The organism is Amycolatopsis sp. lyj-112 (assembly GCF_046549055.1).
Classification (GTDB): Bacteria; Actinomycetota; Actinomycetes; order Mycobacteriales; family Pseudonocardiaceae; genus Amycolatopsis.
In genome coordinates this window covers 423,415-449,813 of the sequence record NZ_JAJPWS010000003.1, presented here as the reverse complement: position 1 = coordinate 449,813, position 26,399 = coordinate 423,415, and the positions used below count along the sequence as shown (strand labels likewise).

The 26,399-nt window shown below is 67.9% G+C and carries 27 protein-coding genes; 22 read left to right on the top strand and 5 right to left on the bottom strand.

Translation table 11 applies throughout. The annotated features are described in order from the left end of the window. The first annotated feature begins 1 nt into the window (after position 1). From rplR to truA, 18 genes are all read left to right on the top strand, one after another. Positions 2 to 400: a 50S ribosomal protein L18 gene (rplR, locus tag ACLJRL_RS14160; protein ID WP_410656589.1), complete on the top strand. Its 399-nt coding sequence runs from the start codon at positions 2 to 4 to the stop codon at positions 398 to 400. Positions 401 to 431: 31 nt separating this feature from the next. Beyond that, on the top strand, positions 432 to 1,079 hold the full coding sequence (gene rpsE / locus ACLJRL_RS14155) for a 30S ribosomal protein S5 (RefSeq protein ID WP_076163010.1): 648 nt from the start codon (positions 432 to 434) through the stop codon (positions 1,077 to 1,079). A 1-nt stretch (position 1,080) separates the two neighbouring features. Continuing rightward, positions 1,081 to 1,266 carry a 50S ribosomal protein L30 gene (rpmD, locus tag ACLJRL_RS14150; RefSeq protein ID WP_364026050.1) on the top strand — a complete coding sequence of 62 codons (186 nt, stop codon included), beginning with the start codon at positions 1,081 to 1,083 and terminating at the stop codon, positions 1,264 to 1,266. After that, positions 1,263 to 1,709: a 50S ribosomal protein L15 gene (rplO, locus tag ACLJRL_RS14145; RefSeq protein ID WP_410656588.1), complete on the top strand. Its 447-nt coding sequence runs from the start codon at positions 1,263 to 1,265 to the stop codon at positions 1,707 to 1,709. The genes rpmD and rplO overlap by 4 nt, the downstream gene beginning before the upstream one ends. Positions 1,710 to 2,054: 345 nt before the next feature. After that, positions 2,055 to 2,822, top strand: coding sequence for a hypothetical protein (locus ACLJRL_RS14140; protein WP_410656587.1), 768 nt, complete (start codon positions 2,055 to 2,057; stop codon positions 2,820 to 2,822). Between the two features lie 50 nt (positions 2,823 to 2,872). Next, positions 2,873 to 3,505: a LysE family translocator gene (locus ACLJRL_RS14135; RefSeq protein ID WP_410656586.1), complete on the top strand. Its 633-nt coding sequence runs from the start codon at positions 2,873 to 2,875 to the stop codon at positions 3,503 to 3,505. 322 nt (positions 3,506 to 3,827) lie between these two features. Next, a complete protein-coding gene (gene secY / locus ACLJRL_RS14130; RefSeq protein WP_410656925.1) occupies positions 3,828 to 5,135 on the top strand; it encodes a preprotein translocase subunit SecY in 1,308 nt (435 codons plus the stop codon). Further along, positions 5,132 to 5,686, top strand: a complete 555-nt coding sequence (locus ACLJRL_RS14125) for an adenylate kinase (RefSeq protein WP_410656585.1) — start codon at positions 5,132 to 5,134, stop codon at positions 5,684 to 5,686. The genes secY and ACLJRL_RS14125 overlap by 4 nt, the downstream gene beginning before the upstream one ends. A 44-nt stretch (positions 5,687 to 5,730) precedes the next feature. Then, entirely contained in the window at positions 5,731 to 6,507 is a 777-nt protein-coding gene (map, locus tag ACLJRL_RS14120) for a type I methionyl aminopeptidase (protein ID WP_410656584.1), read from the top strand. 458 nt (positions 6,508 to 6,965) lie between these two features. After that, positions 6,966 to 7,187 (top strand): translation initiation factor IF-1, encoded by a 222-nt coding sequence (gene infA / locus ACLJRL_RS14115; RefSeq protein ID WP_005166804.1) that lies wholly within the window; start codon positions 6,966 to 6,968, stop codon positions 7,185 to 7,187. 36 nt (positions 7,188 to 7,223) lie between these two features. Then, positions 7,224 to 7,337, top strand: coding sequence for a 50S ribosomal protein L36 (rpmJ, locus tag ACLJRL_RS14110; RefSeq protein ID WP_004558882.1), 114 nt, complete (start codon positions 7,224 to 7,226; stop codon positions 7,335 to 7,337). A gap of 205 nt (positions 7,338 to 7,542) precedes the next feature. Further along, complete coding sequence (gene rpsM / locus ACLJRL_RS14105) at positions 7,543 to 7,923, top strand: 30S ribosomal protein S13 (protein WP_005166805.1); 381 nt, start codon at positions 7,543 to 7,545, stop codon at positions 7,921 to 7,923. Further along, complete coding sequence (locus tag ACLJRL_RS14100) at positions 7,920 to 8,105, top strand: hypothetical protein (RefSeq protein ID WP_004558884.1); 186 nt, start codon at positions 7,920 to 7,922, stop codon at positions 8,103 to 8,105. Before rpsM ends, ACLJRL_RS14100 begins: the two co-directional genes overlap by 4 nt. Before the next feature lie 18 nt (positions 8,106 to 8,123). Continuing rightward, the gene (gene rpsK, locus ACLJRL_RS14095) at positions 8,124 to 8,531 is read left to right on the top strand and encodes a 30S ribosomal protein S11 (RefSeq protein ID WP_020643222.1); all 408 of its coding nucleotides are present in this window, start codon (positions 8,124 to 8,126) and stop codon (positions 8,529 to 8,531) included. 23 nt (positions 8,532 to 8,554) lie between these two features. Then, positions 8,555 to 9,160, top strand: coding sequence for a 30S ribosomal protein S4 (gene rpsD / locus ACLJRL_RS14090; protein WP_410656583.1), 606 nt, complete (start codon positions 8,555 to 8,557; stop codon positions 9,158 to 9,160). A 127-nt stretch (positions 9,161 to 9,287) separates the two neighbouring features. After that, a complete protein-coding gene (locus ACLJRL_RS14085; protein WP_005166811.1) occupies positions 9,288 to 10,361 on the top strand; it encodes a DNA-directed RNA polymerase subunit alpha in 1,074 nt (357 codons plus the stop codon). Between the two features lie 75 nt (positions 10,362 to 10,436). After that, positions 10,437 to 11,000, top strand: coding sequence for a 50S ribosomal protein L17 (gene rplQ, locus ACLJRL_RS14080; protein WP_410656582.1), 564 nt, complete (start codon positions 10,437 to 10,439; stop codon positions 10,998 to 11,000). A gap of 73 nt (positions 11,001 to 11,073) precedes the next feature. Then, positions 11,074 to 11,910, top strand: a complete 837-nt coding sequence (gene truA / locus ACLJRL_RS14075; RefSeq protein ID WP_410656581.1) for a tRNA pseudouridine(38-40) synthase TruA — start codon at positions 11,074 to 11,076, stop codon at positions 11,908 to 11,910. Between the two features lie 16 nt (positions 11,911 to 11,926). On the opposite strand, the gene ACLJRL_RS14070 is transcribed toward truA, so the two are convergent. The 3 genes from ACLJRL_RS14070 to eccE form a co-directional block, all read right to left on the bottom strand. Beyond that, positions 11,927 to 12,838 carry an endonuclease domain-containing protein gene (locus tag ACLJRL_RS14070; protein ID WP_410656580.1) on the bottom strand — a complete coding sequence of 304 codons (912 nt, stop codon included), beginning with the start codon at positions 12,836 to 12,838 and terminating at the stop codon, positions 11,927 to 11,929. Between the two features lie 263 nt (positions 12,839 to 13,101). Beyond that, positions 13,102 to 13,824, bottom strand: coding sequence for a hypothetical protein (locus ACLJRL_RS14065; protein ID WP_101612183.1), 723 nt, complete (start codon positions 13,822 to 13,824; stop codon positions 13,102 to 13,104). After that, positions 13,821 to 15,002 (bottom strand): type VII secretion protein EccE, encoded by a 1,182-nt coding sequence (gene eccE, locus ACLJRL_RS14060; protein WP_410656924.1) that lies wholly within the window; start codon positions 15,000 to 15,002, stop codon positions 13,821 to 13,823. Before eccE ends, ACLJRL_RS14065 begins: the two co-directional genes overlap by 4 nt. Before the next feature lie 597 nt (positions 15,003 to 15,599). Here eccE and eccB point away from each other — a divergent pair. The 3 genes from eccB to ACLJRL_RS14045 all read left to right on the top strand — a co-directional run bounded on the left by eccB (position 15,600) and on the right by ACLJRL_RS14045 (position 18,734). Next, the gene (gene eccB / locus ACLJRL_RS14055) at positions 15,600 to 17,153 is read left to right on the top strand and encodes a type VII secretion protein EccB (protein ID WP_410656579.1); all 1,554 of its coding nucleotides are present in this window, start codon (positions 15,600 to 15,602) and stop codon (positions 17,151 to 17,153) included. A gap of 70 nt (positions 17,154 to 17,223) precedes the next feature. Then, entirely contained in the window at positions 17,224 to 17,538 is a 315-nt protein-coding gene (locus tag ACLJRL_RS14050; protein ID WP_410656578.1) for a hypothetical protein, read from the top strand. Positions 17,539 to 17,543: 5 nt separating this feature from the next. Further along, positions 17,544 to 18,734, top strand: coding sequence for a WXG100 family type VII secretion target (locus tag ACLJRL_RS14045; RefSeq protein ID WP_410656577.1), 1,191 nt, complete (start codon positions 17,544 to 17,546; stop codon positions 18,732 to 18,734). Positions 18,735 to 18,831: 97 nt separating this feature from the next. Here the strand turns inward: ACLJRL_RS14045 and ACLJRL_RS14040 are convergent, their stop codons facing one another. Beyond that, entirely contained in the window at positions 18,832 to 20,478 is a 1,647-nt protein-coding gene (locus ACLJRL_RS14040; protein WP_410656576.1) for a S8 family serine peptidase, read from the bottom strand. 23 nt (positions 20,479 to 20,501) lie between these two features. Then, complete coding sequence (gene eccD / locus ACLJRL_RS14035; RefSeq protein WP_410656575.1) at positions 20,502 to 21,866, bottom strand: type VII secretion integral membrane protein EccD; 1,365 nt, start codon at positions 21,864 to 21,866, stop codon at positions 20,502 to 20,504. Between the two features lie 462 nt (positions 21,867 to 22,328). Between eccD and eccCa the strand changes: the two genes are divergently transcribed. Continuing rightward, entirely contained in the window at positions 22,329 to 26,336 is a 4,008-nt protein-coding gene (gene eccCa, locus ACLJRL_RS14030) for a type VII secretion protein EccCa (RefSeq protein WP_410656574.1), read from the top strand. The last annotated feature ends 63 nt before the right edge of the window (positions 26,337 to 26,399 follow it).

The following is a 26,399-nucleotide window of genomic DNA, read 5'->3' as shown; positions in this document are numbered from 1 at the left end:
CATGAGCGACACGACTACGAAGCGCAAGCCGGTCGGCAAGGACATCTCGACCCGCCGCCGCGTCGCGAAGGCCCGTCGGCACTTCCGGCTCCGCAAGAAGATCAACGGCACGGACCTGCGTCCGCGTCTGGTCGTCAAGCGGTCCTCGCGGCACATCGCCGTGCAGCTGATCGACGACATCGTCGGCAAGACCGTCGCGTCGGCGTCCACCCTCGAGGCGGACGTCCGTGCACTGGACGGCGACAAGAAGGCCAAGGCCGCCAAGGTCGGGGAGCTTCTCGCCGCCCGTGCCAAGAACGCCGGCGTCTCGGCTGTGGTGTTCGACCGTGGCGGTAACGCCTACCACGGCCGCATCGCCGCACTGGCCGACGCCGCCCGTGAAGCGGGGTTGGAATTCTGATGCAGATGCTCGTGAATGGAAGGAAAGCCTGATGCCGGGACGTACACGGCAATTCGGCGGCGGCCAGGGCGGACCCGGCGGGCAGGGCGGCAACGACCGCAATGAACGTCGTGGTGGCGGCCGGGATCGTCGCGACAGCGGCCGTGGCGGGGCCGGCCAGGACAAGACCCCGCACCTTGAGAAGGTCGTGACGATCAACCGCGTCGCCAAGGTCGTCAAGGGTGGTCGTCGCTTCAGCTTCACTGCTCTGGTCGTCGTCGGTGACGGCGACGGTCAGGTCGGCGTCGGCTACGGCAAGGCCAAGGAAGTTCCCGCGGCCATCGCCAAGGGCGTCGAGGAAGCGAAGAAGAACTTCTTCCGCGTTCCCCGCGTCGGTGGCACCATTCCCCACCCCATCCAGGGTGAGGAAGCCGCCGGTGTGGTCCTGCTCCGTCCGGCCAGCGCCGGTACCGGCGTCATCGCCGGTGGCCCGGTCCGCGCGGTCCTGGAGTGCGCGGGTGTCCACGACGTGCTGTCGAAGTCGCTTGGCTCCGACAACGCGATCAACATCGTGCACGCCACCGTCGCAGCGCTGAAGGGCCTGCAGCGTCCCGAAGAGGTCGCGGCTCGCCGCGGTCTCCCGCTCGAGGACGTCGCCCCCGCTCGGATGCTGCGTCAGCGTGCGGGTCAGGGGGTCTGACATGACTCAGCTCAAAGTGACCCAGATCAAGAGCAAGATCGGCACCAAGCACAACCACCGTGAATCGCTGCGCACCCTCGGGCTGCGCAAGATCCGGCAGTCTGTGGTGCGTGAAGACACCCCCCAGGTTCGCGGCCTCATCCACACGGTCCGCCACCTGGTGGAGGTCGAGGAGGTCAAGGCATGACGGCCATCAAGATCCACCACCTGCGCCCGGCTCCGGGCTCGAAGCGCGAGAAGATGCGCGTCGGTCGTGGTGAAGGTTCGAAGGGCAAGACCGCCGGTCGCGGTACCAAGGGCACCAAGGCCCGGAAGAACGTGCCCGCCGGTTTCGAGGGTGGGCAGATGCCCATTCACATGCGGCTGCCGAAGCTTCGCGGCTTCAAGAACCGCTTCCGCACCGAGTACCAGCCGGTGAACCTGGGCGACATCGCCCGCGTTTTCCCGGATGGCGGCAAGATCGGTAACGAGGAGCTCGTCGCGAACGGTCTCGTCCGCAAGGGCAAGCTCGTGAAGGTGCTCGGCAACGGTGAAGTGGACGGCGTCAAGCTGGACATCACCGCCGATGCTTTCTCCGGCTCCGCCAAGGAGAAGCTCTCCGCCGCCGGTGGCTCCGCCACCACGCTCTGAGCGCTTCGCCTGCTACACCCGGCTCCCTCCGCTTCGCTGCGGGAGCCTCAGCTTCACCGAAAGGCCCGCCCGGCTCCGCCCGGCGGGCCTTTCGCTTGCGCTCCCTTCGCTCCGCTCCCTTCGCGCCTTCGCTCCGCTCCGGCTCCGCCGACTTGCGTTTCGCCCCCTAATCGCGATCCGGCAGTCGCCCAGGTGCCCGGCGCCCAGATCGCGATTAGGGGGCGAAACGCAAGTCCCCGGTCGCCCGGGTGCCCACCGCTCAGATCGCACTTAGGCCGCGAAAGTCGACTTGCCGCCCCGGGCGGGAGCGTGGCGGCTGCGGGGCTGAGCTGGAAGGATCGCGAGGTGGACACACCTTCAGGGCAGGATCGGCAGCCCTTCCAGCAGCAGCCGGACGTCCCGCCGACGGTCGTGTCGGTCCCAGGCCCCATGGACGCCGTCGCCACTCCGGCGCGGTATGGCCGGCCCGAGCCTCGCCGGCTGATCGCGACGGGCCTTGCCGCTCTGGCGATGGTCTTGACCCTCGTCGGCTGCTTCTTCCCGCTCTTCCGCACGCAACACCGAGCCGACTTCGGTCAAGGCCAGAACTTCGAGCTGGTAACGCTGCTGACCGCGTGGGGGTCGGAGTTCGCCCAGATGGGAGAGACGGCCAAGCAGTCGTCGGCGCCCGTCGGCGTCCCCTTGCTGGTCGCCCTGGCCTTGCTCTTGGCCGCTCTCCTCATCAGCGCGAGGGCGGCTTACCGGCGACCGCCGAGCGCGCTCGACCGTTGGTCGACCACCTGCGCGGCGTTGTTCCTGGCCGGTGTCGTGATGACCATCGGAATGCTGGGCATCGGTGTAGGAATCGGGCCGGAGATCAAGTCGACGACGACGCTCGAAGCGGGGATGTGGGCTCTCTTCGCCGCGGTCGCCGCCTCAGTGGCCGCGGCGGTCATGAGTCACCGCGTCGAGGAGGCCGAAGTCCCGCTGAGCGGCGACCTGAGTCTCGCGGATATGCCCACGCCGAAGGAGGGCATCTCCATCACGGTGCTCCCGCCTGCGCCCCTGCCCGAGCCGCCGGACTACTCGGCCTTCGCACCTCCGCCGGATCCTGGGTCGAAAGAGCGCGATTAGCCCGCTAAATGCGATCGCGTCGGCCGATACGGTGGGGGAGGAGGTGGCCGATGACTTGGGCGGTGGTCTTTTTCGGTGCGGCGGTGCTCGTGGCTTTTACGCCAGGGGCGAACAACCTGCTCGGCCTGCACCACGGCATGACGCAGGGTGCATGGAAGGGCCTCGCCGGCCTGTTAGGCCGATTGGCCGCATTCACCGTGTTGATCGCGGCCGTCGCCGCGGGGCTGGGGCAGCTCCTCGCGGCCTCGGAACTTGCACTCACGGTGATCAAATGGGCCGGCGTCGCCTACCTGGTCTGGATCGGCGGACGGCTGCTGTGGTCGACGTACCGGGGTGAGCGGACAACGGTGGTCAAGGGGAGCGAAGGTGTCGCCCCCGTCTCGGCCCTGCGGATCGCGCGGAAGGAATTCGTCGTCGCGATCACGAATCCGAAGGCGATCCTCATCTTCACCGCGTTCGCGCCCCAATTCATCGACGCTGCTCACGGCTCATTTCCCGCCCAGATCGCGATTCTCGGCGCCATCTACCTGCTCGCCGAATTCGTCGCGGGCGCGACCTACGTCGGGGCGGGAGCGCTCGTGAAATCGCTGCGGCTGTCCCGCCGAGCCACGCGCAACGTCGACCGCGGCACCGGTGTCGTGCTCCTCGGCATGGCCGGCGCGCTGGCTGCCTCGACCGCCTGAGCGCGCTTCCTGATCACAGTGCGTTCAGCGGGCCGAGTGCGATCGGCAGAGCCCGGAAAGCGAGTAATGGCAAGGCGATCTGTCAAGGCTCCGGAGCAGGATGCGGAACCCGATCGACCTCGCGGACCAACCTTCGTTCGGAAAACCCACACGCACTGCGGACACGCCCTGTGAAGCTGTTAGAGTCGGCGACACGCTTCGGGACGAGTGTGCCCCGAAGCGTTCCTGGCTTGTGCCAGAAAGCTGTGTGTTCCTGCCGGCCCCCAGGCCGGCCAAGCCGATCGTCGGTACGACAGCCGACGACGCCGAGGAGGTCCCCCGCGTGCTCAGCGCCTTCCGCTCGGCTCTCGCGACGCCGGATCTACGTAAGAAGATCCTGTTCACGCTAGCCATCGTCGCGGTCTACCGAATCGGTGCCACCATCCCGGCCCCGGGCATCTCTTACTCCGCCGTACAGGCGTGTACCGAGACCGGGTCGCAGGAGGGCGTCTATCAGCTGCTGAACCTGTTCAGCGGCGGTGCGCTGCTGCAGCTGTCGCTGTTCTCGACCGGCATCATGCCTTACATCACGGCCAGCATCATCGTTCAGCTCCTCACCGTGGTCATCCCGCGGTTCGAGGAACTGAAGAAGGAAGGCCAGGCCGGCCAGGGCAAGCTGACCCAGTACACCCGGTACCTGACGATCGCGCTCGCGATCCTGCAGGCCACCGGTGTCGTCGCGCTCGCGGACCGCAAGCAGCTGTTCCCCCAGTGCGACACCGCGATCATCCCGGACAACAGCGTCTACACGCTGGCCATCATCGTGATCACGATGACCGCCGGTACCGCCGTCATGATGTGGCTGGGTGAGCTGATCACCGAGCGCGGCGTCGGCAACGGCATGTCCGTCCTGATCTTCCTGAACATCGCGGCCCGTATCCCGATCGAGGGTGGCAACATCCTCAGCAGCGCGGGTGGCCTCGTCTTCGCCTTGATCTGCGTGTTCGGCCTGGTGATCATCGCCAGCGTCATCTTCGTCGAGCAGGGCCAGCGCCGGATCCCGGTGCAGTACGCCAAGCGCATGATCGGCCGCCGCATGTACGGCGGGACGTCGACCTATCTGCCGATCAAGGTGAACCAGGCCGGCGTCATCCCGGTCATCTTCGCCTCGTCGCTGCTGTACCTGCCGGACCTGATCAGCCGCCTTGTCGGCGACGCCAACAGCAACGCCGGCTGGCAGGTCTTCATCCAGAACTACATCGTCAACCAGTCCAGCTGGGCGCACGTCCTGCTGTACTTCGCGTTGATCATCTTCTTCACGTACTTCTACATCACGATCACGTTCAACGTGGACGAGCGTGCGGAAGAGATGAAGAAGTTCGGTGGCTTCATTCCGGGTATCCGGCCGGGCCGCCCCACCGCGGAGTACCTCAGCTACGTCCTCGGCCGGATCACCCTGCCGGGCTCGCTGTACCTGGGCATCATCGCGATCCTTCCGAACTTCTTCTTGTCCGTCACCGGTAGTGGGAACAACCAGAACTTCCCGTTCGGTGGCACGGCTGTGCTGATCATGGTCGGTGTCGGTCTCGACACCGTGAAGCAGATCGAAAGCCAGCTGATGCAACGTAACTACGAAGGGTTCTTGAAGTGACGCGCCTGGTTCTCGTTGGCCCTCCTGGCGCGGGCAAAGGTACTCAGGCGGTAGCACTGTCCGAGAAGCTCCGGATCCCGCACATCTCGACCGGCGATCTGTTCCGCGCCCACGTGGGCGAGCAGACGCCGCTGGGCCAGGAAGCCAAGCGTTACCTGGACTCCGGTGAACTCGTGCCCGACTCGGTCACGAACGAGATGGTGCGCGAGCGCTTGGCCGAGCCGGACGCCAAGGTCGGCTTCCTGCTGGACGGTTTCCCGCGCAACACGAAGCAGGCCGAGGTTCTCGGCGAGATCCTGGGCGAGGCCGACACCGAGCTCAACGCCGTCATCCAGCTTCAGGTCTCCGAAGACGTCGTCGTCGAGCGGCTGCTGTCCCGCGGCCGCTCGGACGACACCGAAGAGGTCATCCGCCGCCGTCAGCAGATCTACGTGTCGGAGACGGCTCCGCTGCTCGAGTACTACGTGGAGATCCTGGTCAGGGTCGACGGCGTCGGCACGGTCGACGAGATCTCCGCCCGCGTGCTGGAAGCGCTGCGCGACCGCACGTGAATCTCGGAGGACTGCGTGTACTGCAACGGCTTCGTCGTGGACGCATGATCGAGCTCAAGACACCGGGTGAGCTGCAGGCGATGCGGGCCGCCGGTCTGGTGGTCTGGCGCACCCTGACAGCGGTGCGCGAGATCGCCAAGCCCGGGGCCACGACGGCCGATCTCGACGAACTCGCCGAGCAGACGATCAGGTCGGCGGGCGCGGTGCCCTCGTTCAAGGGGTACCACGGCTTCCCGGCATCGATCTGCGCTTCGGTGAACGAGCAGATCGTTCACGGCATCCCGTCGAACACGAAGGTCCTCAACGAGGGCGACATCATCTCCGTGGACTGCGGGGCGATCCTCGACGGCTGGCACGGCGATTCCGCGGTGACTCTCGCGATCGGCGAGGTGTCGAAAGCGGATCTCGCGCTCTCGGCGGCCACTGAGGCCGCCATGTGGGCCGGGATCGCCGCGGTGTCGTCAGGTGGACGGCTCACCGACATTTCGCATGCCGTGCAGACGGCGGCCGAGAAGGCCGGCCAGGACGACGGCATCGAGTACGGGATGATCGTCGAGTACGGCGGCCACGGCATCGGCCGCCAGATGCACATGGACCCGTTCCTGCCGAACCTCGGCAAGCCGGGCAAGGGTCCGCGGCTCAAGACCGGGATGGCGCTCGCGATCGAGCCCATGCTGACCGGTGGCGGCGGCGAGACCGTCGAACTCGACGACGGCTGGACCGTGGTGACCGCGGACGGCTCACGCGCCGCGCACTGGGAACACACCGTCGCGATCACCGACGACGGCCCCTGGGTGCTCACCGCCCCCGAAGACGCCTGACCGCCGGATCGCGATTAGCCCCCTGAACGCAAGTGGGCGCCGGAGCGCACTTAGGCCGCTAAACGCAGGTCCGCCCGCTGGTCGGCGTAGTGCCCGCCCCGCTGATGGGGCCCCCGGCTGTTGCCCCCATCGGGTGCAGTCCGGCCGCCGGACGCGCCAGGTCACAGGCCGAACAGATCGCGTTTAGGCCGCTAAACGCAGGTCGGGCAGGCGTAGGATGGAAGACGTCGCTACAGGCGGGCTTCGGGGGCATCTAACACAGTCACCCCCCGTTTGGGGCTCACGACACGGGTTGCGTACACTGTCAAGTCGGTGTACTCATCGCGCCCGGATCCTGCGCGCTCGTGAATTCTCGCGAACGGACATTGGACCCGGGGACGAGTGTGCCGAAGCACCACCCAGCCAAGCACTCAAGCTCTGACTGATAACACAGCGTAGCGACAGGAAATGCGGAGGACATGGGCAAGAAAGACGGGGCCATCGAGGTCGAAGGCCGCGTAGTCGAGCCGCTCCCCAACGCGATGTTCCGCGTCGAGTTGGAGAACGGCCACAAGGTCCTTGCACACATCAGCGGCAAGATGCGGCAGCACTACATCCGCATCCTGCCCGAGGACAGGGTTGTCGTGGAGCTCTCGCCCTACGACTTGTCTCGTGGTCGCATCGTCTACCGCTACAAGTGATCACGACGAGTTAGCACAAGCAGGAGAGCAGGAGACGTGAAGGTCCAGCCGAGCGTCAAGAAAATCTGCGACAAGTGCAAGGTGATCCGCCGTCACGGCCGGATCATGGTGATCTGCGAAAACCTGCGGCACAAGCAGCGGCAGGGCTGATCACTCGCACTCGTTCAGAGTGGATTGACGGCTAAAGAATCTCCCCGCACCTGCCGGGCCGTGAGAACGGTCCGGTTCACCCCCGGGCTTCAGGCCGGGGCCGGGACACCCGAAGCGCGAGCCAAGGGCACGACAGGCGAGTCGGTCCCGGGACCGGACGGGGAGCAGACCTGAAGATGAATTCTATGAAGGAGCATCAACGCCAATGGCACGACTCGCTGGCGTAGACCTCCCCCGCGAAAAGCGGTTGGAGATCGCGCTGACTTACATCTACGGCATCGGCCGTACCCGCTCGAAGCAGCTCATCGCTGCTGCCGAGCTCAACGCGGACACTCGGGTCAAGGATCTGAGCGATGACGACCTCGCCAAGCTGCGGGTCTACATCGAAGAGAACTTCAAGGTCGAGGGTGACCTTCGCCGTGAGGTGAACGCCGACATCCGTCGGAAGATCGAGATCGGGTGCTACGAGGGCCTTCGTTGGCGTCGCGGACTTCCCGTCCGTGGTCAGCGCACCAAGACGAACGCCCGCACCCGCAAGGGTCCGAAGAAGACGGTCGCCGGCAAGAAGAAGGCTGGCAAGAAGTGAGCGTCCAGGGCAAGAAGGTCGTGCAGATGGGCGGCGTTCACCGTCGCGGCTCGGCTTGTGTCTCGCCCAAGGCGCTCTACGCCCGCCCGATGGCGCTGCGGAACCTGTACACCGACGCCGGTTCGATCATCCGGCGCGGCCAGGCCGAAGCAGTCGCCGCTCACCAAGAGAACGCGCGCTAACAGGAGAACCCTCAGAACATGCCACCGAAGTCTCGTACTGCGGCGGGGGCCAAGAAGGTCCGCCGCAAGGAAAAGAAGAATGTCGCGCACGGCCACGCGCACATCAAGAGCACCTTCAACAACACCATCGTCTCGATCACGGACCCGACCGGTGCCGTGATCGCGTGGGCGTCGAGTGGACACGTGGGCTTCAAGGGCTCGCGTAAGTCCACCCCGTTCGCCGCGCAGATGGCCGCCGAGAGCGCTGCCCGCAAGGCTGCCGAGCACGGCATGAAGAAGGTCGACGTCTTCGTGAAGGGCCCGGGTTCGGGTCGCGAGACGGCGATCCGCTCACTGCAGGCAGCCGGCCTCGAGGTCGGCACCATCCAGGACGTGACCCCGCAGCCTCACAACGGCTGCCGCCCGCCCAAGCGGCGCCGGGTCTGAGGAACGGGGAGGAGTAAGAAGAAATGGCTCGTTACACCGGCCCCGCGACGCGTATTTCGCGTCGCCTCAAGGTTGACCTCATCGGCGGCGACCAGGCTTTCGAGCGTCGCCCTTATCCGCCCGGCCAGCACGGCCGTGGCCGGATCAAGGAGTCCGAGTACCTCCTGCAGTCGCAGGAGAAGCAGAAGGCTCGCTACACCTATGGCGTTCTCGAGCGCCAGTTCGTCCGGTACTACAAGGAAGCCGTCCGGCGTCCCGGTAAGACCGGTGAAAACCTGCTGCAGATCCTCGAGTCCCGTCTGGACAACGTGATCTACCGCGCCGGCATCGCCCGCACCCGCCGTCAGGCGCGGCAGCTGGTGAGCCACGGCCACTTCGTGGTCAATGGCGTCAAGGTCAACGTGCCCTCGTTCCAGGTCAGCAAGTGGGACATCATCGACGTTCGGCCGAAGTCGTTCGCGATGCTGCCCTTCGTCGCTGCCAAGGAGTCGTTCGGCGAGCGTCCGATCCCCGCGTGGCTGCAGGTCGTTTCGTCCAACCTCCGTGTGCTGGTCCACCAGCTCCCGGAGCGCGCTCAGATCGACGTTCCCGTCCAGGAACAGCTGATCGTCGAGCTCTACTCGAAGTGATCCATCACCGGGCCGGAGATCCTCCGGCCCGGTATGGGTACGAGCGGCGGCGTCCTGAGTGCGTCGCCGCTTCGCCATCCCTTTCGGTGTCATATGGCGGGCGCCGTTTGGAAAGGAATTAGGAAAGATGCTGATTTCCCAGCGGCCGGCTCTCGGTGAAGAGACGGTCAACGAGACTCGTTCCCGGTTCACCATCGAACCGCTGGAGCCCGGCTTCGGTTACACGCTCGGCAACTCGCTGCGGCGCACACTGCTGTCGTCCATTCCGGGCGCGGCCGTGACGAGCATCCGCATCGACGGCGTGCTGCACGAGTTCACCACCGTTCCCGGGGTGAAGGAAGACGTCACCGACATCATCCTGAACCTCAAGGAGCTCGTGGTCTCCTCGGAAGAGGACGAGCCGGTCACCATGTACCTGCGCAAGCAGGGCCCTGGTGAGGTCACCGCTGCCGACATCGTGCCCCCGGCCGGTGTCACCGTGCACAACCCGGATCTGCACATCGCGTCGCTGAACGGCAAGGGCAAGCTCGAGATCGAGCTCGTCGTCGAGCGCGGTCGCGGTTACGTTCCGGCCCTGCAGAACAAGCAGGCGGGCGCGGAGATCGGCCGGATCCCGGTCGACTCCATCTACTCCCCGGTGCTGAAGGTGACCTACAAGGTCGAGGCGACTCGTGTCGAGCAGCGCACCGACTTCGACAAGCTGATCCTGGACGTGGAGACGAAGCCGTCGATCACGCCGCGGGACGCTGTCGCGTCGGCCGGTAAGACGCTGGTGGAGCTGTTCGGTCTCGCGCGCGAGCTGAACGTCGACGCCGAGGGCATCGAGATCGGCCCGTCGCCGCAGGAGGCGGACACCATCGCCGCCTACGCGATGCCGATCGAGGACCTGGACCTCACCGTCCGGTCGTACAACTGCCTCAAGCGCGAGGGCATCCACACCGTCGGCGAACTGGTCTCGCGCAGCGAGGCCGACCTGCTGGACATCCGCAACTTCGGTGCGAAGTCGATCGACGAGGTCAAGCTCAAGCTCGTCGGTCTCGGCCTCGCGCTGAAGGACAGCCCGCCCGGGTTCGACCCGACCGCGGCCGCGGCCAGCTACGACGGTGAAGGCTGGTCCGAGGGCGTCGACAGCATCACGGACGGAATTTCGGACAACGGTCACGACGATGGCCAGGATTACGCAGAGACGGAGCAGCTGTAAGGCCAGCTTCGGCTCCCTCCCCGGTAGGGGTGGGGGAGCCCCGGCCTCCAGCTGTGAGCTGAACGAGGAGAACCGATGCCCACCCCCACAAAGGGACCCCGTCTCGGCGGGTCGCCCGCGCACGAGCGACTGATCCTGGCCAACCTGGCCACGCAGCTGTTCGAGCACGGCAAGATCACGACGACCGAGGCGAAGGCCCGGCGGGTGCGCCCGCTGGCCGAGAAGCTGATCACGAAGGCGAAGCGGGGCGACCTGCACAACCGCCGTCAGATCCAGCGCATCGTGCGCGACAAGGACGTCGTGCACAAGCTGATCGCCGAAATCGGACCGTTCTTCGCGGAGCGTCCGGGTGGCTACACCCGGATCACCAAGACGATGGCGCGCAAGGGCGACAACGCCCCCATGGCGGTCATCGAACTGGTGGCCGAGAAGACCGTCACCGCCGAGGCCGAGGCCGCGCGCAAGACGAAGTTCGCCAAGGACGAGCCGAAGGCCGCCGCTCCGGCTGCCGAGGCCGCCGAGGAGACCACTGACGCCCCTGAGGCTGCCGACACGGCCGCCACCGAGGCTGCTGAAGCTCCTGCCGCCGACGAGGCCACTGAGGCCCCCGCCGCGGACGCGGACAGCAAGAAGGACTGACGTCCTGACGGCACCGATCACCCCGGACGAGCCCGCCACTCCCACTGCGGAGGGCGGGCTCGTTCGTCTGCGTATGGACGTCAGTTACGACGGCACCGATTTCTCCGGCTGGGCGCGACAGCCCGGCCGGCGCACGGTCCAGGGCCTTCTCGAAGAGGCGCTCGCGAAGCAGCCTCCAGGAGCTTCGGTCCCGAAGTCCGTCGTCGTCGCCGGCCGCACCGATGCCGGTGTGCACGCTTCGGGCCAGGTGGTCCATGTCGACGTGTCGCGTTTAGGGGGCAAAACGCGATCTGGTCGCATCGAGGTGGACGAGCAGGGCATTCCTGACCTGGAGCGGATGCGTCACCGCTGGAATCGGTACCTGCCGGGGGATGTGCGGGTGCTGAGCGCCCGGGTGGCTCCGCCGGGGTTCGACGCGCGGTTTTCCGCCGTGCGGCGGCACTACCGCTACCGCGTCTCGGATGCGCCCTGGGGTGTGGATCCCTTGCGGCGCCACGACACTCTGGCCTGGGGGCGGCCGCTCTCGGTCGACGCGATGAACGAGGCGTCAGCGTCCTTGTTGGGGCTGCAGGACTTCGCGGCCTACTGCAAGCAGCGCGAAGGCGGGACGACCATCCGTGAGCTGCAGCAGCTCATCTGGCGGCGTACCGGACCGTATGCCGTCGAGGTCGACGTCTCCGCGGACGCGTTCTGCCATTCGATGGTGCGCAGCCTCGTCGGAGCGCTGCTTCTGGTCGGTGACGGCCGTCGTCCGCTCGATTGGCCCGGTGATCTCCTGGAGAGCCGGATCCGGGACAGCGCGGTCGCTCCTGCGCACGGCCTCACTCTGCTGGCCGTCGACTACCCGCCGGACGCCGAGCTCGCCGCGCGCGCGGATCAAACACGCGCCATGCGCACCCCCACCTCGTGACCTCGTCGCCGCACAGTTAGCGGGCTAAACGCGCTCGCACGGCGCTATGGACCGCCGCGACGATGCCTTCGAAGTCGTTCGCCAGGTCGTCCGCGGTGACGATGACGAAGCGCCACCCCTCCGCCTCCAGCCGTTTTCGACGTCTTCGGTCGTGGGCGCGTTGTTTCGGCGTGTTGTGCCATCGCCCGTCGTATTCGACGGCGACTTTGAACTTCTTGACCGCGAGGTCCAGGCGAGCGAGGAACCGGCCGTTCCGGTCGAAGACCTCGAGCTGAGGTTCGGCGGCGATCCCACCGGCGACCAGTACGACTCGTACCTCCGATTCCGGTGGTGATTCCGCCCGGGGGTCCGAAAGCAGCAAAGCGTGCCTGGCCAAGCGGATTCCCCGATTTCGGCGGCCGTAGAACTCGGCTGTGAGACGCAGATCGCTCAGTTTTTCGGCGCGCAGGAACGCGTCCAAGTCCGGGACGCCGATGCGGAGTCGTCGTATCCACCCGGCTTTGCGAGGAGACAGCCGGAGAAGCAGGTCCAGCGCTATCCGGCTTTTGCGCGCGATACGGATGCCGTTCCACGGCCGCGACTCCTCCGGTTTGACTTCGGTACGCCGCACTTCGATCCCGTTGACCGGCCCGAACCGGAACTTCTCCGGCACCACCATTTCGACCGGGTCAAAGGGCCTGGCGAGTTCGACGCCTTGGACGGTCGCGGCCGATCGGCCGGTCAGCACGGCTTCCTTGGGGGCCAGCAAAGCCGCGCCACGGCACCGCAGCGCGTGCGTGACGAACACGTGAGCGGGCGTGTAGACGTCCTGGAACAACCGCCGGACGCCGGGGCCGCGTAACTGGCTCGCCGTGATGAGACCCGCTTTGCGTGCCTCGGAGCCGCGGAAGACGTCGGGGAGATGTGTTGAATCGAAGGGTTTGGTCATGCCGACACGGTGATCGACAAGACCGACAGGGCCCCGCCATTTCGGCCTCAGAGGGCCGAGTTGTCCACAACCCCCTACTTATCCACAGCCGGCGCGATCGCCCCTTGACACACCGCCGCAGCCCGAGCGCCGCCCGACCCCCGCACCGCGTCGCGTTTCGCGGCCTAAGTGCGATCTGCCGGGGACGCGAAACGGGAGCACCGTCCTGTGTGGACGGTGCCCCCGCGGAGCACACTTAGGCCGCTAAACGCGACGCGCCGGGATCAGTCGCCGCGGCGTACGGGGCCGAGGAGCTGCTGCTCTTTCGCCGTGGTGACCAGGCGAAGAGGACGCCACAGGTTGCGTCCCAGCGCGACGACCTGGTCGTCCTTCAACGTCGTGAGCTGCTTCATCATCTGCGGCGGGAGCCGCCAGATCCGCGCGGCCAGTTCGGCCTGCCCCGGCGGCAGCCGCTGCATCAGCACCAGGTCGGCCGCGTTCGCGGTCGCCCCGGCCTGCGGGTGCAGGTACGGCAGCACGTAGACCGTGGTCTGCCACGGCGAACGCGGCGGGAAGAGGTCCTGCGGCGTCGGGCCGCCGTCGGTCACCACCAGCAGCGGCGCGTCCTCCGACGGGCGCGGAAGGTCCACCGGCGACAGCCGCCGGATCTGCACCAGCGGCGACGGCCTGCCGTTGGGCTGGTTGCCCGCGGCCTGGGGGAGGACCTGCCACGCGGCCGGTCGCCCGGTCGCCACGACGACCCAGGCGCCGACGGCCATCGCCCGCAGCGCTACCTGGCGAGCCAGGTAGAGACCGCCCACCAGCACGATCCTGGTCGGCGTCGAGCGCAGCGCGGAGATCGTCAGCGGCTCACCCTTGAGTCCCGAGCCGAGCACGATCCCGCCTCGGTCACCCGAGGGGCTGATCGCGTCGAGCATCGCGGGGTCGACGGTGAATTCCGGTGCGACACCGGCGTTCTGGCCGGCGTCGCGCATACGTGTGCTCATGCCGTGCCTCCGATCGGCAGCGTCGCGGAGAACGCGGAGATCTGCAGGCCGCGCAGCGGCGTCAGCGTCACGCCCAGCCGGTCCGAGATTCCTTGCAGCCGCTGGTCGGCCGTGTCCAGTTCACGCGGGTTCCGGGCGCTCAGGCGCACGATGCCCCGCAGGCCGATCTTGCCCTCGTCGGCGGACGGCGAGATCGACATCGCCACCGTGGCCGACAGCGCGCGGACACTGGTCAGCGCGTTCAGGCTGCCGCTGATCTTGCCCTTCGGCCAGTTGGTGATGGCGTAGCTCGCGTGCCCGATGCCGGCCGCGGTGACGCCGGTCCAGCGCTCCTGCAGACCGACTTTCGCGGGCGAACCGGCGACAGCGGTCAGCTCGGCGGCCGAAATGCTGGCCCGCAGCAGTTCGTCCGGATCGAGCGGCCTGGTCGGCACCCCCTGCGATTCCAGGGCGTTGCGCACTCGCGACAGCGCACCGATCAGCGCGCGATGCGCACCGACGACGCCGCCGCCACGTTCGCGGATGGCCGCCGGGCACCGGCGCGGGTCGAGCCGGATGGCGACCCACGTGGTCCGCCGCGCGGCCGCCGGAAGCGGGCCGAGCACCTCCATGTAGGAGCTGAGCGCGGGCGAGTCCGACGGAAGCGCCGCGCTACCCGGGTAGCAGTGCCAGATCATCTGGATCGAGTCGAGGACCACACCGCGGTCTTCGAGGCAGGGCGCGAGCGAGGAAAGCGGCAGGCTCGGCGCACCGCCGGCCTGGGTGATCAACCCGGGCGCGGGTTCGACGAGCAGCACGGCCGTCCAGGTGCCGTCGTGCCAGGCGAGGCCGACCTGCTGGCGTTCGTGATCGACGCCGTGCGCGACGACCAGATCCGGAACGGCGAGGCGAAGCAGGTTCACCCGGGCGTCGTCGGGGCCGGTGACGGCGTCCTCTTCGGCGGCGAGCGTTTCGAGGCTGCTCGGCGGAAGCGGGTTCGCCACACGGTCGTGCGAACGGAACATGTACCGCATGGTGAGTCCAGCCCATTGGGTGAACCAGCGGCCGCCCCAGCGCAGGAACGCGATGATGATCGCGACCGCGAGCACGCCGATCGCGATGTACTTCAGCTTCATGTCGATCGCGAGCAGGACGAGCCCGATCGCGAGCCCGAGTTCGAGCGCGACGAGGTTCGCCACCGGCAGCGGGCCGAGGTTGATCCCGCCGGTCCGATGCCGGGTCGGGGCGGAGATCCGCACCGCCGGTGCCGGCGGAGGACCGGACTGCGGGCCGGGGTCACCGGACGGAGGACCGCCAGGACCACCAGGGCCTCTCGGGCCCCCAGGTCCGCCGGGACCACCTGGGCCTCCGGGTCCACCGGGACCTTGCGGGCCGCCAGGGCCGGGCCCCCCTGGGCCACCCGGGCCACCGGGTCCGCGAGGAACCCCAGGCCCTCCCGGACCACCGACCGGGCCACCTGGTCCGCCAGGCCTGCCAGGCCTTGGCGGCGGCCCCGGCGGGCGGCCTGGAGGTTGAGACCCCGGAGGGCCAGGCGGACGTGGAGGAGTGGTGACGGACATCCGCGCTTTCTCTTCCCCTCGTGCGTGCTGCGTACCCGGAAAGCCGGTCCCGAGGAACTTGACACTAGCTGGAGTTGGTAGAAACCCCACACCAGACGGTCCCCGTACGGCTATCCTGCGGAACCGTACCGCGACGGGGAGGACTGTAGGTCGAGAATGCCATCAACACCGACTACTAAGTCTCAAGTTCAGGCTTATCAGTTCGTTCTGCGCAGGATGCAATCCGCGCTGGTCCGTCGCGACGCCGTGATGCTCCACGATCCGATGCGCACGCACACCCGAGCCACCATCGTGGGTGTGGTGCTGGCCGCGCTGGGTGTGCTGGTCTTCGTGATCTGGGGCCTCTTGAGCCCGAAGCCGTCCGTTCCGGACGCGGGCAACATCGTCATCGGCGAGCAGTCCGGGACCGTGTACGTCGTCGCGGGGAATCCCAAGAAACTGGTCCCGACCTTCAACCTCGCTTCGGCACGCCTGCTGATCATCGCGCAGGCGAAGCAGTCGTCCCAGCAGGCGGGCACCAAGGGCGCGGCCGCTCCGGCGGCACCGGCGGAAGTGAAGAACCCCACAGTGGTTTCCGACGACCAATTGCGCGACATCCCGCGCGGAAGGCTCACCGGCATCCCGGACGGACCGCAGCTGATCCCGTCCGAAAGCCAGCGAGTGGCTTCCGACTGGGCGGTCTGCGACGAAGTCAAGCTGGAGCCGTCGCTTCCTCAGCCGGACAGCATCAACAAGACCGAAACCACGGTCTACGCCGGAGTGAGCAAACTCGGAGACCGGGAACTCGCCCAGGACGAGGCTTTGCTGGTGCAGGCCGACAACGGGAAGAAGTATCTGGTCTACCGCTTGAAGGCGAGCCCGAACCAGAAGAACGCGAACGCGGTGCGCGCGGAGATCGAGACCGGGTCCGACTCCGTGTCGAAGGCGTTGAAGCTGCCGGAGAAGGCGCGCAACATCACCCAGGGGCTCCTGAACGCGATTCCCGAAGTGGCGAAGCTGAAGGCACCGCAGGTCGACGGCGACGGTGAGACCCCGAACGTCTCCATCGACGGCATGAAGGTCGGCGAGGTCTTCTCCACCACGCCTTCCGAAGGCGGGAAGAACTTCTGGCTCATCACCAAGAACGGTATCCAGCAGGTTTCGTCGGTCGTCGCCGACATCATCCGTGTCGAGAAGAGCGGTGGCGCCGGCACGATCATGAACCTGGGGCTGGACAGGATCTCCTCGGCCAAGATCCTCAGCCAGGGCGAGCCCGGCTGGGTCGCGGTCGAGGACTATCCGCAGAATCCGGTCACGGTTCTCGACGCGACCAAGGGAACGCCGGTTTCGTGCCTGGGCTGGAACCTCGTCGGTGACCCGGGCGCGCAGGATCTGCACACCGCCGTCTTCGTCGGCGGCAAGCTGCCTGTCGACCCGGCTTCGATCGTGAAGATCGGTGTCCCCGGTCCGGACGGATTCCCGATCAACGGCTTCTACATGAAGCCCGGTTACGCCGCGGTGGTGCAGTCCGCCACCGGCAAGGAAACGTTCGGCAAGGGACAGATCCAGCTGATCTCCGACCGCGGTGTGCGGTACGGGGTGCCGGACGCGGCGACCGCGGACGGGATCGGGCTGAACAAGCGGGTGCCGGCACCCGAGTCGGTCATCAGGCTCCTGCCGACGGGCGCGTCGCTGAACACGCAGGACGTGATGCGCTCGTTCGACACCGTGCCCATCGACCCGAAGGCGGGCTCGTTCACGAGTTCGTCCCAGGCGCCCGCGGGGAACTGACGACGCGGAACCCGGCGAGCCGCCCGCGCGTCACAACGCCCGAGCACTATCGGGGTGAGTGGAGGCTGCTGTGGCCGGGTTGAAGATCGACGGCGTCGTCGTCGGGGATTACGCCAAGAAGGTCGACGCGGCCGCCGAGGAGATGAACCTGGCGGCCGCGGGGGTGACCGGCGAAGGCGTGACCGTGGAGTCCTATGGCGCGCTGGGGGAGGAACTCGGGCTCGGCGCTTCCTACGGCCGTGCCACGGAGGCGATCCGGCGCCAGCTCCTCGAAGGGGTGGCCGCGCTGCGTTCGGCCTCGGAGGCTCTGCATACCGTCACCGCCCGCCATTCCGGGCATGACGAAGAGGCCGCCCAGATGATCAAGAACGCCGTGGAGCTCTGAAGCGCATGATCGCCGAGTCGGAGAACCCGACCGATTCCATCCCGCACCCGCTCGCCTCCGCTCGGCCGGCCGCCCCCGTTCCCTTGCCTACGCCCACATCCGGCGACGGGAGCGCGATTAGCCCGCTGAACGCGACCGGCGAGGGGGACGACGTGGTGGAGGCGGCGAGGCCGCATCTCACGTTCCTCTCCGAGCTCGCCGGGCATCTCGGGGTGATCGACCCGGTCGAGACCTACCTGACGCCGTTGGTGGCGCGCTGGGAAGACCTTCGGGACGAAGCCGATGACCTGCGCAAGGCCGCGAACACGACGGGCACCGTCTCCAAGGAGCTCTCCGAGGACCTCGGTCGCCTCGACGCGGGCTGGGAGGGCAAGGACGCGGACGCGTTCGTCGTCTACCTGGGTGTGATCAACGCCGCGGGTGCCGACGTCGAGGACGCACTCAACACCTTGGCCGGCTCGCTGGACGAGCTGGTCCTCTCCCTTCGCCGCATCCTGACCGACCTCGTCGAGATCCTGGTCGACACCGCCGAGCTGACGTCCGAAACCGCGATGCTCCCGGTGGGCGGCGTCCGGCGGGCGCGAACCCAGGTGGAAGAGAGCCAGGAGTCGGCCAAGGCGCTGTTCGAGGCCGCTCGCGACGTCATCGAGGGGTTCGTCCGGTTGTGCGACGGCGTCGACGGTCCCGATGTGGCGTCCCGGAGCATCGAGATCACCCACCGGTATCCGCCGCAGCAGTTCAAACTGCACGAGAACTCCGCGTCGGCCGGGGCGCCGATGCCGGACGAGGCCGCTTCGGACTTCGCGGCTCCTGAGGCGGACGAACCCGCCGATCAGGACGCGGAGACGACGTCGCCCGCCGCGGCCGACGGCGATCCGGCGTCCGGCCGGAGGACGGGTGCGCAGGATCCCGCGATCGAACAGGGGCAGGCCTTCGTTCCCGAGGCGCCGCCGGTCCAGGCCGCCGCTACCGCTCAGGGGCATGCCACCGGCGGGATGAGCTCGGGAATGATGCCGATGGGCATGGCGCCCATGGGGGCGATGGGAGGGGGCGGCGGGTCGGTGCACCAGTCGAAGACGCGGCCCGCGAGCAAGCCGTCCGACGTGGTCGGCGAGCCCGGCCAGGTCGTTCCGCCGGTGATCGGCGAGGACGACGCTCCCGCGAAGCCCGCTCCGAAGCCGAAACCCGCCAAGTGACCCCAGACGCCTGACCTGCGTTTAGCGGCCTAAGTGCGATCCGGTGGCCGTCCTGGGACAGCTACGCCGGAGCGCGATTAGGCCGCGAAACGCAGGTCTACGGGGTCTTGCGCCCGGGGGTCGCGACCGCCCGGTTCCGCCGGATCGAGTGCACGACGAACAGCGTGATCAGCAGCGCCACCAGGCCGCCGCCGGTGCCGGCGAGCGCGACGATCATGGGCGTCTTTGCCCGGTCGTCCGCCGGGGGCATGTCCGACGGCAACTGCACCGGCTGCGCCTTCTCCGCCGGCACGCTCGCGGTGAGCGCGGCGATCGGGTCGATGACACCGAAGCCGACGAAGTTGTCCCGGCCACCCGGCGCCGCCGGGTGCTGGGCCGTCGCCTTGATCCGCTCCATCACGGCGCGGGCCTTGAGATCGGGGAACTTCGCCCGCACCAAGGCCGCGACACCGGCGACGTACGGCGCCGCGAAGCTGGTCCCTTGGATTTCCCCGGGCTTGCCGCTGCCGTCGAAGGTCAGGTTCGCCAAGCCGTCCGAGCCTGCGGCCGGGTCCAGCGAAATGATCTCCGTTCCCGGCGCCGCGACACTGATCCACGGGCCGTGCACGCTGAAGTCCGCGACACTGCCGTCCTTTTGGATGGCGGCGACCGAAAGCACGTCATCGGCGAACCAGGGCGGGGTGACGATCATCTTCGGCATGTTCGGGTCGGCCTGGTCGTTCTGCGGGCAGTTCTCACTGACGTTGCCCGCAGCCGCCACGACGACCACGTCGCGCTCGACGGCGTAGTTCACAGCCGCCTGCAGCTCCTTCTCGCCCTTGGAGATCGCGCCGGTCGCCGCACGGCAGTTGTCGACGGACATGTTGATCACTTTGGCTTGCTTGTCGGTCGCCCTGATCACGGCTTTCGCGAGCGTCGTCAACGTCCCTGCCGTGCCGCCCTGTTCCTGCTGCCTGCCCTTGTCCTGGCCGGGGGCCGTGCCGTCGGCGTCGGCCGGACGGCCGCCGACGGCCCCGTTCGACTGCGGCGGGAGCTGGGATCCAGGCGGGGCGGAGGAGGAAGAACCGGGAGGAGCACCGGACGACGAAGTCGCCGGAGGTGTGTCCTCTTTCTTCACCTCGTAGTTCTGGCTCGACTGCCGAATCGACAGGATCTTGGCGTCGGGTGCGACGCCCTTGAAGCCGGTGCTCGGATCAGGCGGGTTCCCGGCGATGATCCCCGCGACCTCGGTGCCGTGGCCGTCGCAGTCTTCGAGCCCTTCAGGGGTGTTGTTCGTCCTGGGGCCCACGTAGTCGCCGCCGGACTCGACCCGGCCCTGGAAGAACGGGTGCGGGGTGACGCCGGTGTCGATCACCGCGACCGTGACCCCGCCGCCCACGCTGTTGTTCGCGCCGCGCATCAGCTTGTGGACCGTGTCGATCTGCAGGTAGTCCTGGCCCCAAGGCCTGTTCTTGAGTTCGACACCCTTGTCGAGCTCGCTGCGCTTGACGCATGAGGTCTTTTGTTCGTAGGTCTTGTCCGGTTTGCCGTCGTCCGACGGCAGCGAGCCGGGGTCGACCGGCGGCGGTGTCGCGAAGTAGCCCCCGGCCTCCGGAGCGACGCTGCTTTGCTGCGCCCAAGCGGGCAGGGCGACCGACGCCGGCGACAGAACGCCGATACCGGCCGCCAGCAGCACCGTTCCGGTACGACCGGCGAGGCCTGTTCGGCGGACGCGCGTCCCCCTGGACTTCCGCGCTGGTGCCATCAGAACATCATCCGATCGGGTCGTCACTTGAAGTTGAGGTGGCGCAGCGTGGTGTAGAGATCCATGACGCCGAGCGCCAGCGGGAGCACCGTCGCGATGAAGATGGCCTCGAAGATCTCCACGGTCCGCCGCAGCGGCGGCGAGAAACGCTTGTTCGGGAAGATCACCCCGACGACGAGCGCGCCGGCGCCGATCACGATCAGCGCGCCGAACACGAACAGGACGCGGTTCAGCGGGCTGGCCGCCCACATCCAGCCGAGCAGGATCCCCGCGCCGGACACCATTCCGGTGGTCAGCAGCGCGATGGCCTGCGCGCCGTTCGCGTACGCCCGCGCCCGCAGCAGCAGGACCAGCGTGGCGATGACACCGAGAATGGGGCCGAAGACCGACGGCGACGTCGAGGCGATGATCGAGAACAGGGCCGTCGCGGCGCCGCACCCGGTCAGCAGACCGGTCATGTACTCGTGGGCGACCGCGGTGCGACGCTCGATGGCGCGGTAATCCGGGAAGCCCGAGTCTTCCTTCAGTTCCTCGGCGCTGCCGGGAACGTGCGGCGTCGGCAGGTTCGCGAGCTTGATGGTCGCGCGCGGCAGAATCGAGATGCAGGCCAGCGAGAACGCCGTCGCACCGGCGGCGATACCGGCGATCGGGGTGTCGACGAACGTCGCGACCAGGAACGTCAGCGCGGAGATCGTGGCCGTCGTCGCCGCGGCGATAAAGGTGGTGATCCCGTGACCCATGACGAGGATGCAGATCGCCGCCACGATGATCACCAGCGCGCTCGCGAGCAGAAGGTTCGCCCAGAGGGAGAGTCCCGGCACGATGTAGAACCCGCTGACGAACGCCAGCGGAAGGCCGCCTGTCGCGGCGATCAGGACCCCGGTCGCCTCGGCCTTGTAGGCCTTGCCCAAGGTCGCGCCGATCGCGACGCACGCGATGGCGCCGACACCGCCGGCGATCGCGGCGGCGAGCGCGTTGCCGCCGTAGAACGAGCCACTGGTGAACAGTGCGATGGCCGCGAAGACCAGCGCCAGCCCGCCCGCGACGTGCCCGAAGCGGCGCGCCGTCTCCTTCGTCCAGGGACGGAAGCTGTCCGGGGACGACTCGGCGATCGCGTCGACGACGTCGTCGTACAGCGGAGGCGGCGGGTTCTCGTTGCGCTTGCGCAGCTGCAACAGTTCGCCGTCGACCACGCCGAGGGACGCGAGCGTCCGGCTCGGGTCGAGGGGAGCGTCGCCCAGCTTCGCCAAAGCCCAGCCGCCGTGGCGGGCGCCGCCGTCGGGCGTCGCCTCCTTCGCCATTTCCAGCAACATGGGCAGCAGATCCGCCACCGCGACGTCAGCCGGCAAAGCCACGTCGATCCGGGTGCGTGGAGCGACCACCGTCACCCTGCTGAATACCGTCGTGCCCGTTGCCACTGCTCTTCCCCCTGCCCTGAGAGTCTGCTCCCGGGGGAACCTATACCGAACCCGGGTGCCCACATCATCGACTGTCGGAAAAAGACCGGCAAAAGTAGGCCACCCGACTCGGGCGACGTCCTCCCTCCGGCGCCCACGACTTGCGTTTAGCCCCCAAATCGCGACGCGTAGCGTCCCTAAGCATGTCGGGGGCTCCGATGGCCGCCGGATCGCACTTAGGCCGCTAAAGTCGACTTCCCGGGGTCGGCGGCCTGCGGGTTCGTTGGGGACTGTCGGCCCGGAGCCCTACACTCCCGAGCATGCGCACGGCCCCGGTCGGGGTCGTTCTCGGCGTTGTCCGGATTTTCACCGGTCACGTTCGATAAGTTGTCTCGCGCACCAGTACGCGCACCACGGTGGCCGCCATCGTCGAGTTTGAAGAGGGGTCCTTCGATGAGCACGCTGCAGTTCAAGAAGTCACCGCGCTTGGCGGCGCCGCGCCCGCCGGGTGGCGAGGTGCATCTCGAACCGCCGCCCGAGGTGCCGCGCACCATCCCGGGCAACGTCGTCATGAAGCTGCTTCCGGCGGTGATGATCGTCGCTTCCCTCGGGATGATGGTCTTCATGTTCACCACGGGTGGCCGCAACCCGATGATGATGATGATGGGCGGCATGATGGTGCTCAGCACCGTCGGCATGATGGCCGGTGGCGCGGGCAAGGGCGGCGGCGCCAAAAAGGCCGAGATGGACGAGGACCGCAAGGACTACCTGCGCTACCTCGGCCAGATGCGCGACAGGGCCCGTGAGGCCATGGTCGACCAGCGCGCCGCGCTCGAGTGGGTCCACCCCGACCCGCAGACCCTGTGGTCGTTGGCCGCGAGCCGCCGCATGTGGGAACGCCGCCAGAACGACCAGGACTTCCTCCACCTCCGCGTCGGCCGCAGTTCGCACCGTCTCGCGACGCGGCTCGTGCCGCCGCAGACCGGCCCGGTCGACGAACTGGAGCCGATCGCGACGCTGGCCCTGCGCCGGTTCGTCCGCGCGCACTCGATCGTCCCGGATCTGCCGACCCAGATCACCCTCCGCGGGTTCGCCGCGGTCAGCATGCAGGGCGACCGCGGCCTGACCCGTGGCCTGACCCGGGCGATGCTGGCTCAGCTGGTCGCCTTCCACAGCCCCGACGACGTCCTCATCGCGGTCGCGACGGCGGGCCGCGCCAAGGAGGAGTGGGAGTGGGCGAAGTGGCTGCCGCACGCCCAGCACCCGGCGCTCGCCGACGGTATCGGCCAGCTGCGGATGATGGCGGGCTCCCTCACGCAGATCGAGCAGTGGCTCGATGAAGAGTTCCGTGACCGCCAGCGGTTCTCCCGCAACGCGACGCCCGCACCGGACCAGCCGCACGTCGTCATCATCGTCGACGACGCGGAGGTCACCCGCGAGGAACAGATCATCCTCGAGGAGGGTCTCGTCGGCGTCACCCTGATCGACCTTTCCGACTCCATCGGCAACCTCGCGGCCCGTCGTGGCCTGCGGCTGGTCGTCGAGGAAGACCGCCTCGGCGCGCGCAGCGCCGGCGGCGTCGAGTGGTTCGGCCGCCCGGACACGCTGAGCGTGGTCGAGGCCGAAGCGCTGGCACGACTTCTCGCGCCGTACCGCGTCGGCACCGCCGCGCAGGACGCGAGCGAGGAAGAGCCGCTGCTGTCCAACCCCGGCCTGCTCGAACTGCTGGGGATCCCGGGCGACCCGATGACCTTCGACGTCCAGCAGGCCTGGCGGCCCCGCCCGGTGCGCGACCGCTACCGCGTCCCGTTCGGTGTCGGCGAGTACGGCCAGCCGGTCGAGCTGGACATCAAGGAAGCCGCGATGGAGGGCATGGGCCCGCACGGCCTGTGCATCGGGGCGACCGGTTCCGGTAAGTCGGAGTTCCTCCGCACGCTGGTGCTCGGCATGCTCGCCACGCACTCCTCCAGCACGCTCAACTTCGTCCTCGTCGACTTCAAGGGTGGTGCGACGTTCATGGGTCTGGACGCCGCGCCGCACGTCTCCGCGGTCATCACGAACCTCGCGGACGAGGTCACGCTGGTCGACCGGATGAAGGACGCGCTGGCCGGTGAGATGAACCGGCGTCAGGAAGCGCTGAAGAACGGCGGTAACTTCAAGAACGTCTGGGAGTACGAGAAGGCCCGCGAGAACGGCGCCGACCTCGACCCGCTGCCCGCGCTCTTCATCGTCTGTGACGAGTTCTCCGAACTGCTGGCCGCGAAGCCGGACTTCATCGACCTGTTCGTCGCGATCGGCCGGCTGGGCCGGTCGCTGCAGATGCACATGCTCCTCGCGTCGCAGCGGCTGGAAGAGGGCAAGCTGCGCGGTCTCGACTCGCACCTTTCCTACCGGATCGGCCTGAAGACGTTCTCCGCCGCGGAATCCCGCGCCGCGATCGGCGTGCCCGACGCGTTCGAGCTGCCGTCGGTCCCCGGTGGTGGCTTCCTGAAGTACGACACCTCGACGCTGGTCCGCTTCAAGGCCTCGTATGTCTCGGGCCCGTACCGGCCCGCGGGTATCAAGGCCGCCGGACCGGCCGCGACCGTGGTGCGCGCGGACAAGCGTCCTCAGCTGTTCGTCCCGGACTTCGTCGAACTGCCGAAGGAACCGGAACCGCAGCAGATCGAGGCCGCGCCGAAGGAACAGGCCAAACCCGAAGAGGCCGTCGAGCCCAGCGAGCTCGACGTGATCGTGTCGCGGCTGATCGGCCAGGGCCCGCCCGCGCACGAGGTCTGGCTCCCGCCGTTGAAGGAGCCGAACTCCCTCGACACGCTGCTGCCGAACCTGAACCCCACCGACGATCGCGGTCTCTCCCCGGTCGGCTTCTTCGGCAACGGCCGGATGCAGGTGCCGCTCGGCATCGTCGACCGGCCGTACGAGCAGCGCCGTGACCTGCTCTGGGCCGACTTCTCCGGCGCCGCCGGGCACGGTGTGCTCGTCGGCGGCCCGCAGTCGGGCAAGTCGACCATGCTCCGGACGCTGATCATGTCGATGGCGCTGACCCACACCCCCGAAGAGGCGCAGTTCTACTGCCTCGACCTCGGTGGCGGTACGTTGGCCGCTCTCCAGGGCCTGCCGCACGTCGGTGGTGTCGCCGTCGCCCGGCGCGAGCCCGACAAGGCCCGCCGGATCGTGGCCGAGCTGACCACCCTGCTGACCGAGCGGGAAGGCCGGTTCGGGGCGCTGGGCATCGACTCGATGAACGAGTTCCGCAACCGCAAGCGGCGCGGCGAGATCAAGCCCGAGGACGACGCCTTCGGTGACGCCTTCCTGATCGTCGACGGCTGGAAGGCACTGCGGGACGACTTCGACGAGCTGGAAACCTCGATCACGAAGCTGGCCACCCAGGGTCTTTCCTTCGGTGTGCACGTGATGATCTCGGCGAACCGGTGGGCGGACATCCGCCCGGCGATCAAGGACATGCTCGGTACCCGGTTCGAGCTCCGTCTCGGTGACCCGAGCGAGTCGGACATCGACCGCCGGGTCGCGGTGAACGTCCCGGCAGGCCGCCCCGGCCGTGGTCTGACCAGGGACAAGCTGCACCTGCTCACCGGCCTCCCGCGGATCGATGGATCGAGCAATCCGGACGACCTCGCGGCCGGCGTCGCCGACGCGGTGGTGAAGATCAAGGCGGCGTGGCGGGGCCGTCCGGCGCCGCAGGTCCGCCTGCTGCCCGAGATGGTCACCTACGACGAGGTGCTCGCCATCGACACCAAGCGCAACTCGAAGCTGGTGCCGATCGGTGTCAACGAGGAAGACCTCCAGCCGATCTATCTCGACTTCGCCGCCGATTCGCACTTCTACGCGTTCGCGGACGGCGAGTCGGGCAAGACGAACCTGCTGCGGCAGATCACTCGGGGTATCACCGAGCGGTACACGACGCAGGAGGGTGTCATCATCCTCGTCGACTACCGGCGCACGATGCTCGGCTTCGTCGGCGGGGACCAGCTGCTCGGTTACGCGGTGTCCGGCGCACAGCTGGACAGCATGATCAAGGACGTCCACGGGTCGATGACCCGGCGGCTTCCCGGCCCGGACGTCACGCAGGAACAGCTGAAGACCCGGTCCTGGTGGACCGGTCCCGAGCTGTTCATCATCATCGACGACTACGACCTGGTCGCCACGCAGACGAGCAACCCGCTGAAGCCGCTCACCGAGTTCCTCGCGCAGGCGAAGGACGTCGGTCTGCACGTCATCGCGGTGCGCCGCAGTGGTGGCGCGGCACGGGCGATGTTCGACCCGATCCTCGGCAAGCTCAGGGAGATCGCGGCGCCCGGTATGGTCATGAACGGCTCGCGCGACGAAGGTGCCCTGGTCTCCAACGTCAAGCCGAGCCAGATGCCGCCGGGCCGAGGCAACCTCGTGACCCGGAAGCACGGCAAGCAGCTCATGCAGGTCTCGTGGATCCAGCCGGACTGATGTCCCGCGGAGCCCAGTGAGGTTCCGGCGGGGCGTGGGGTGACGACGACGATCTGTGGGAGT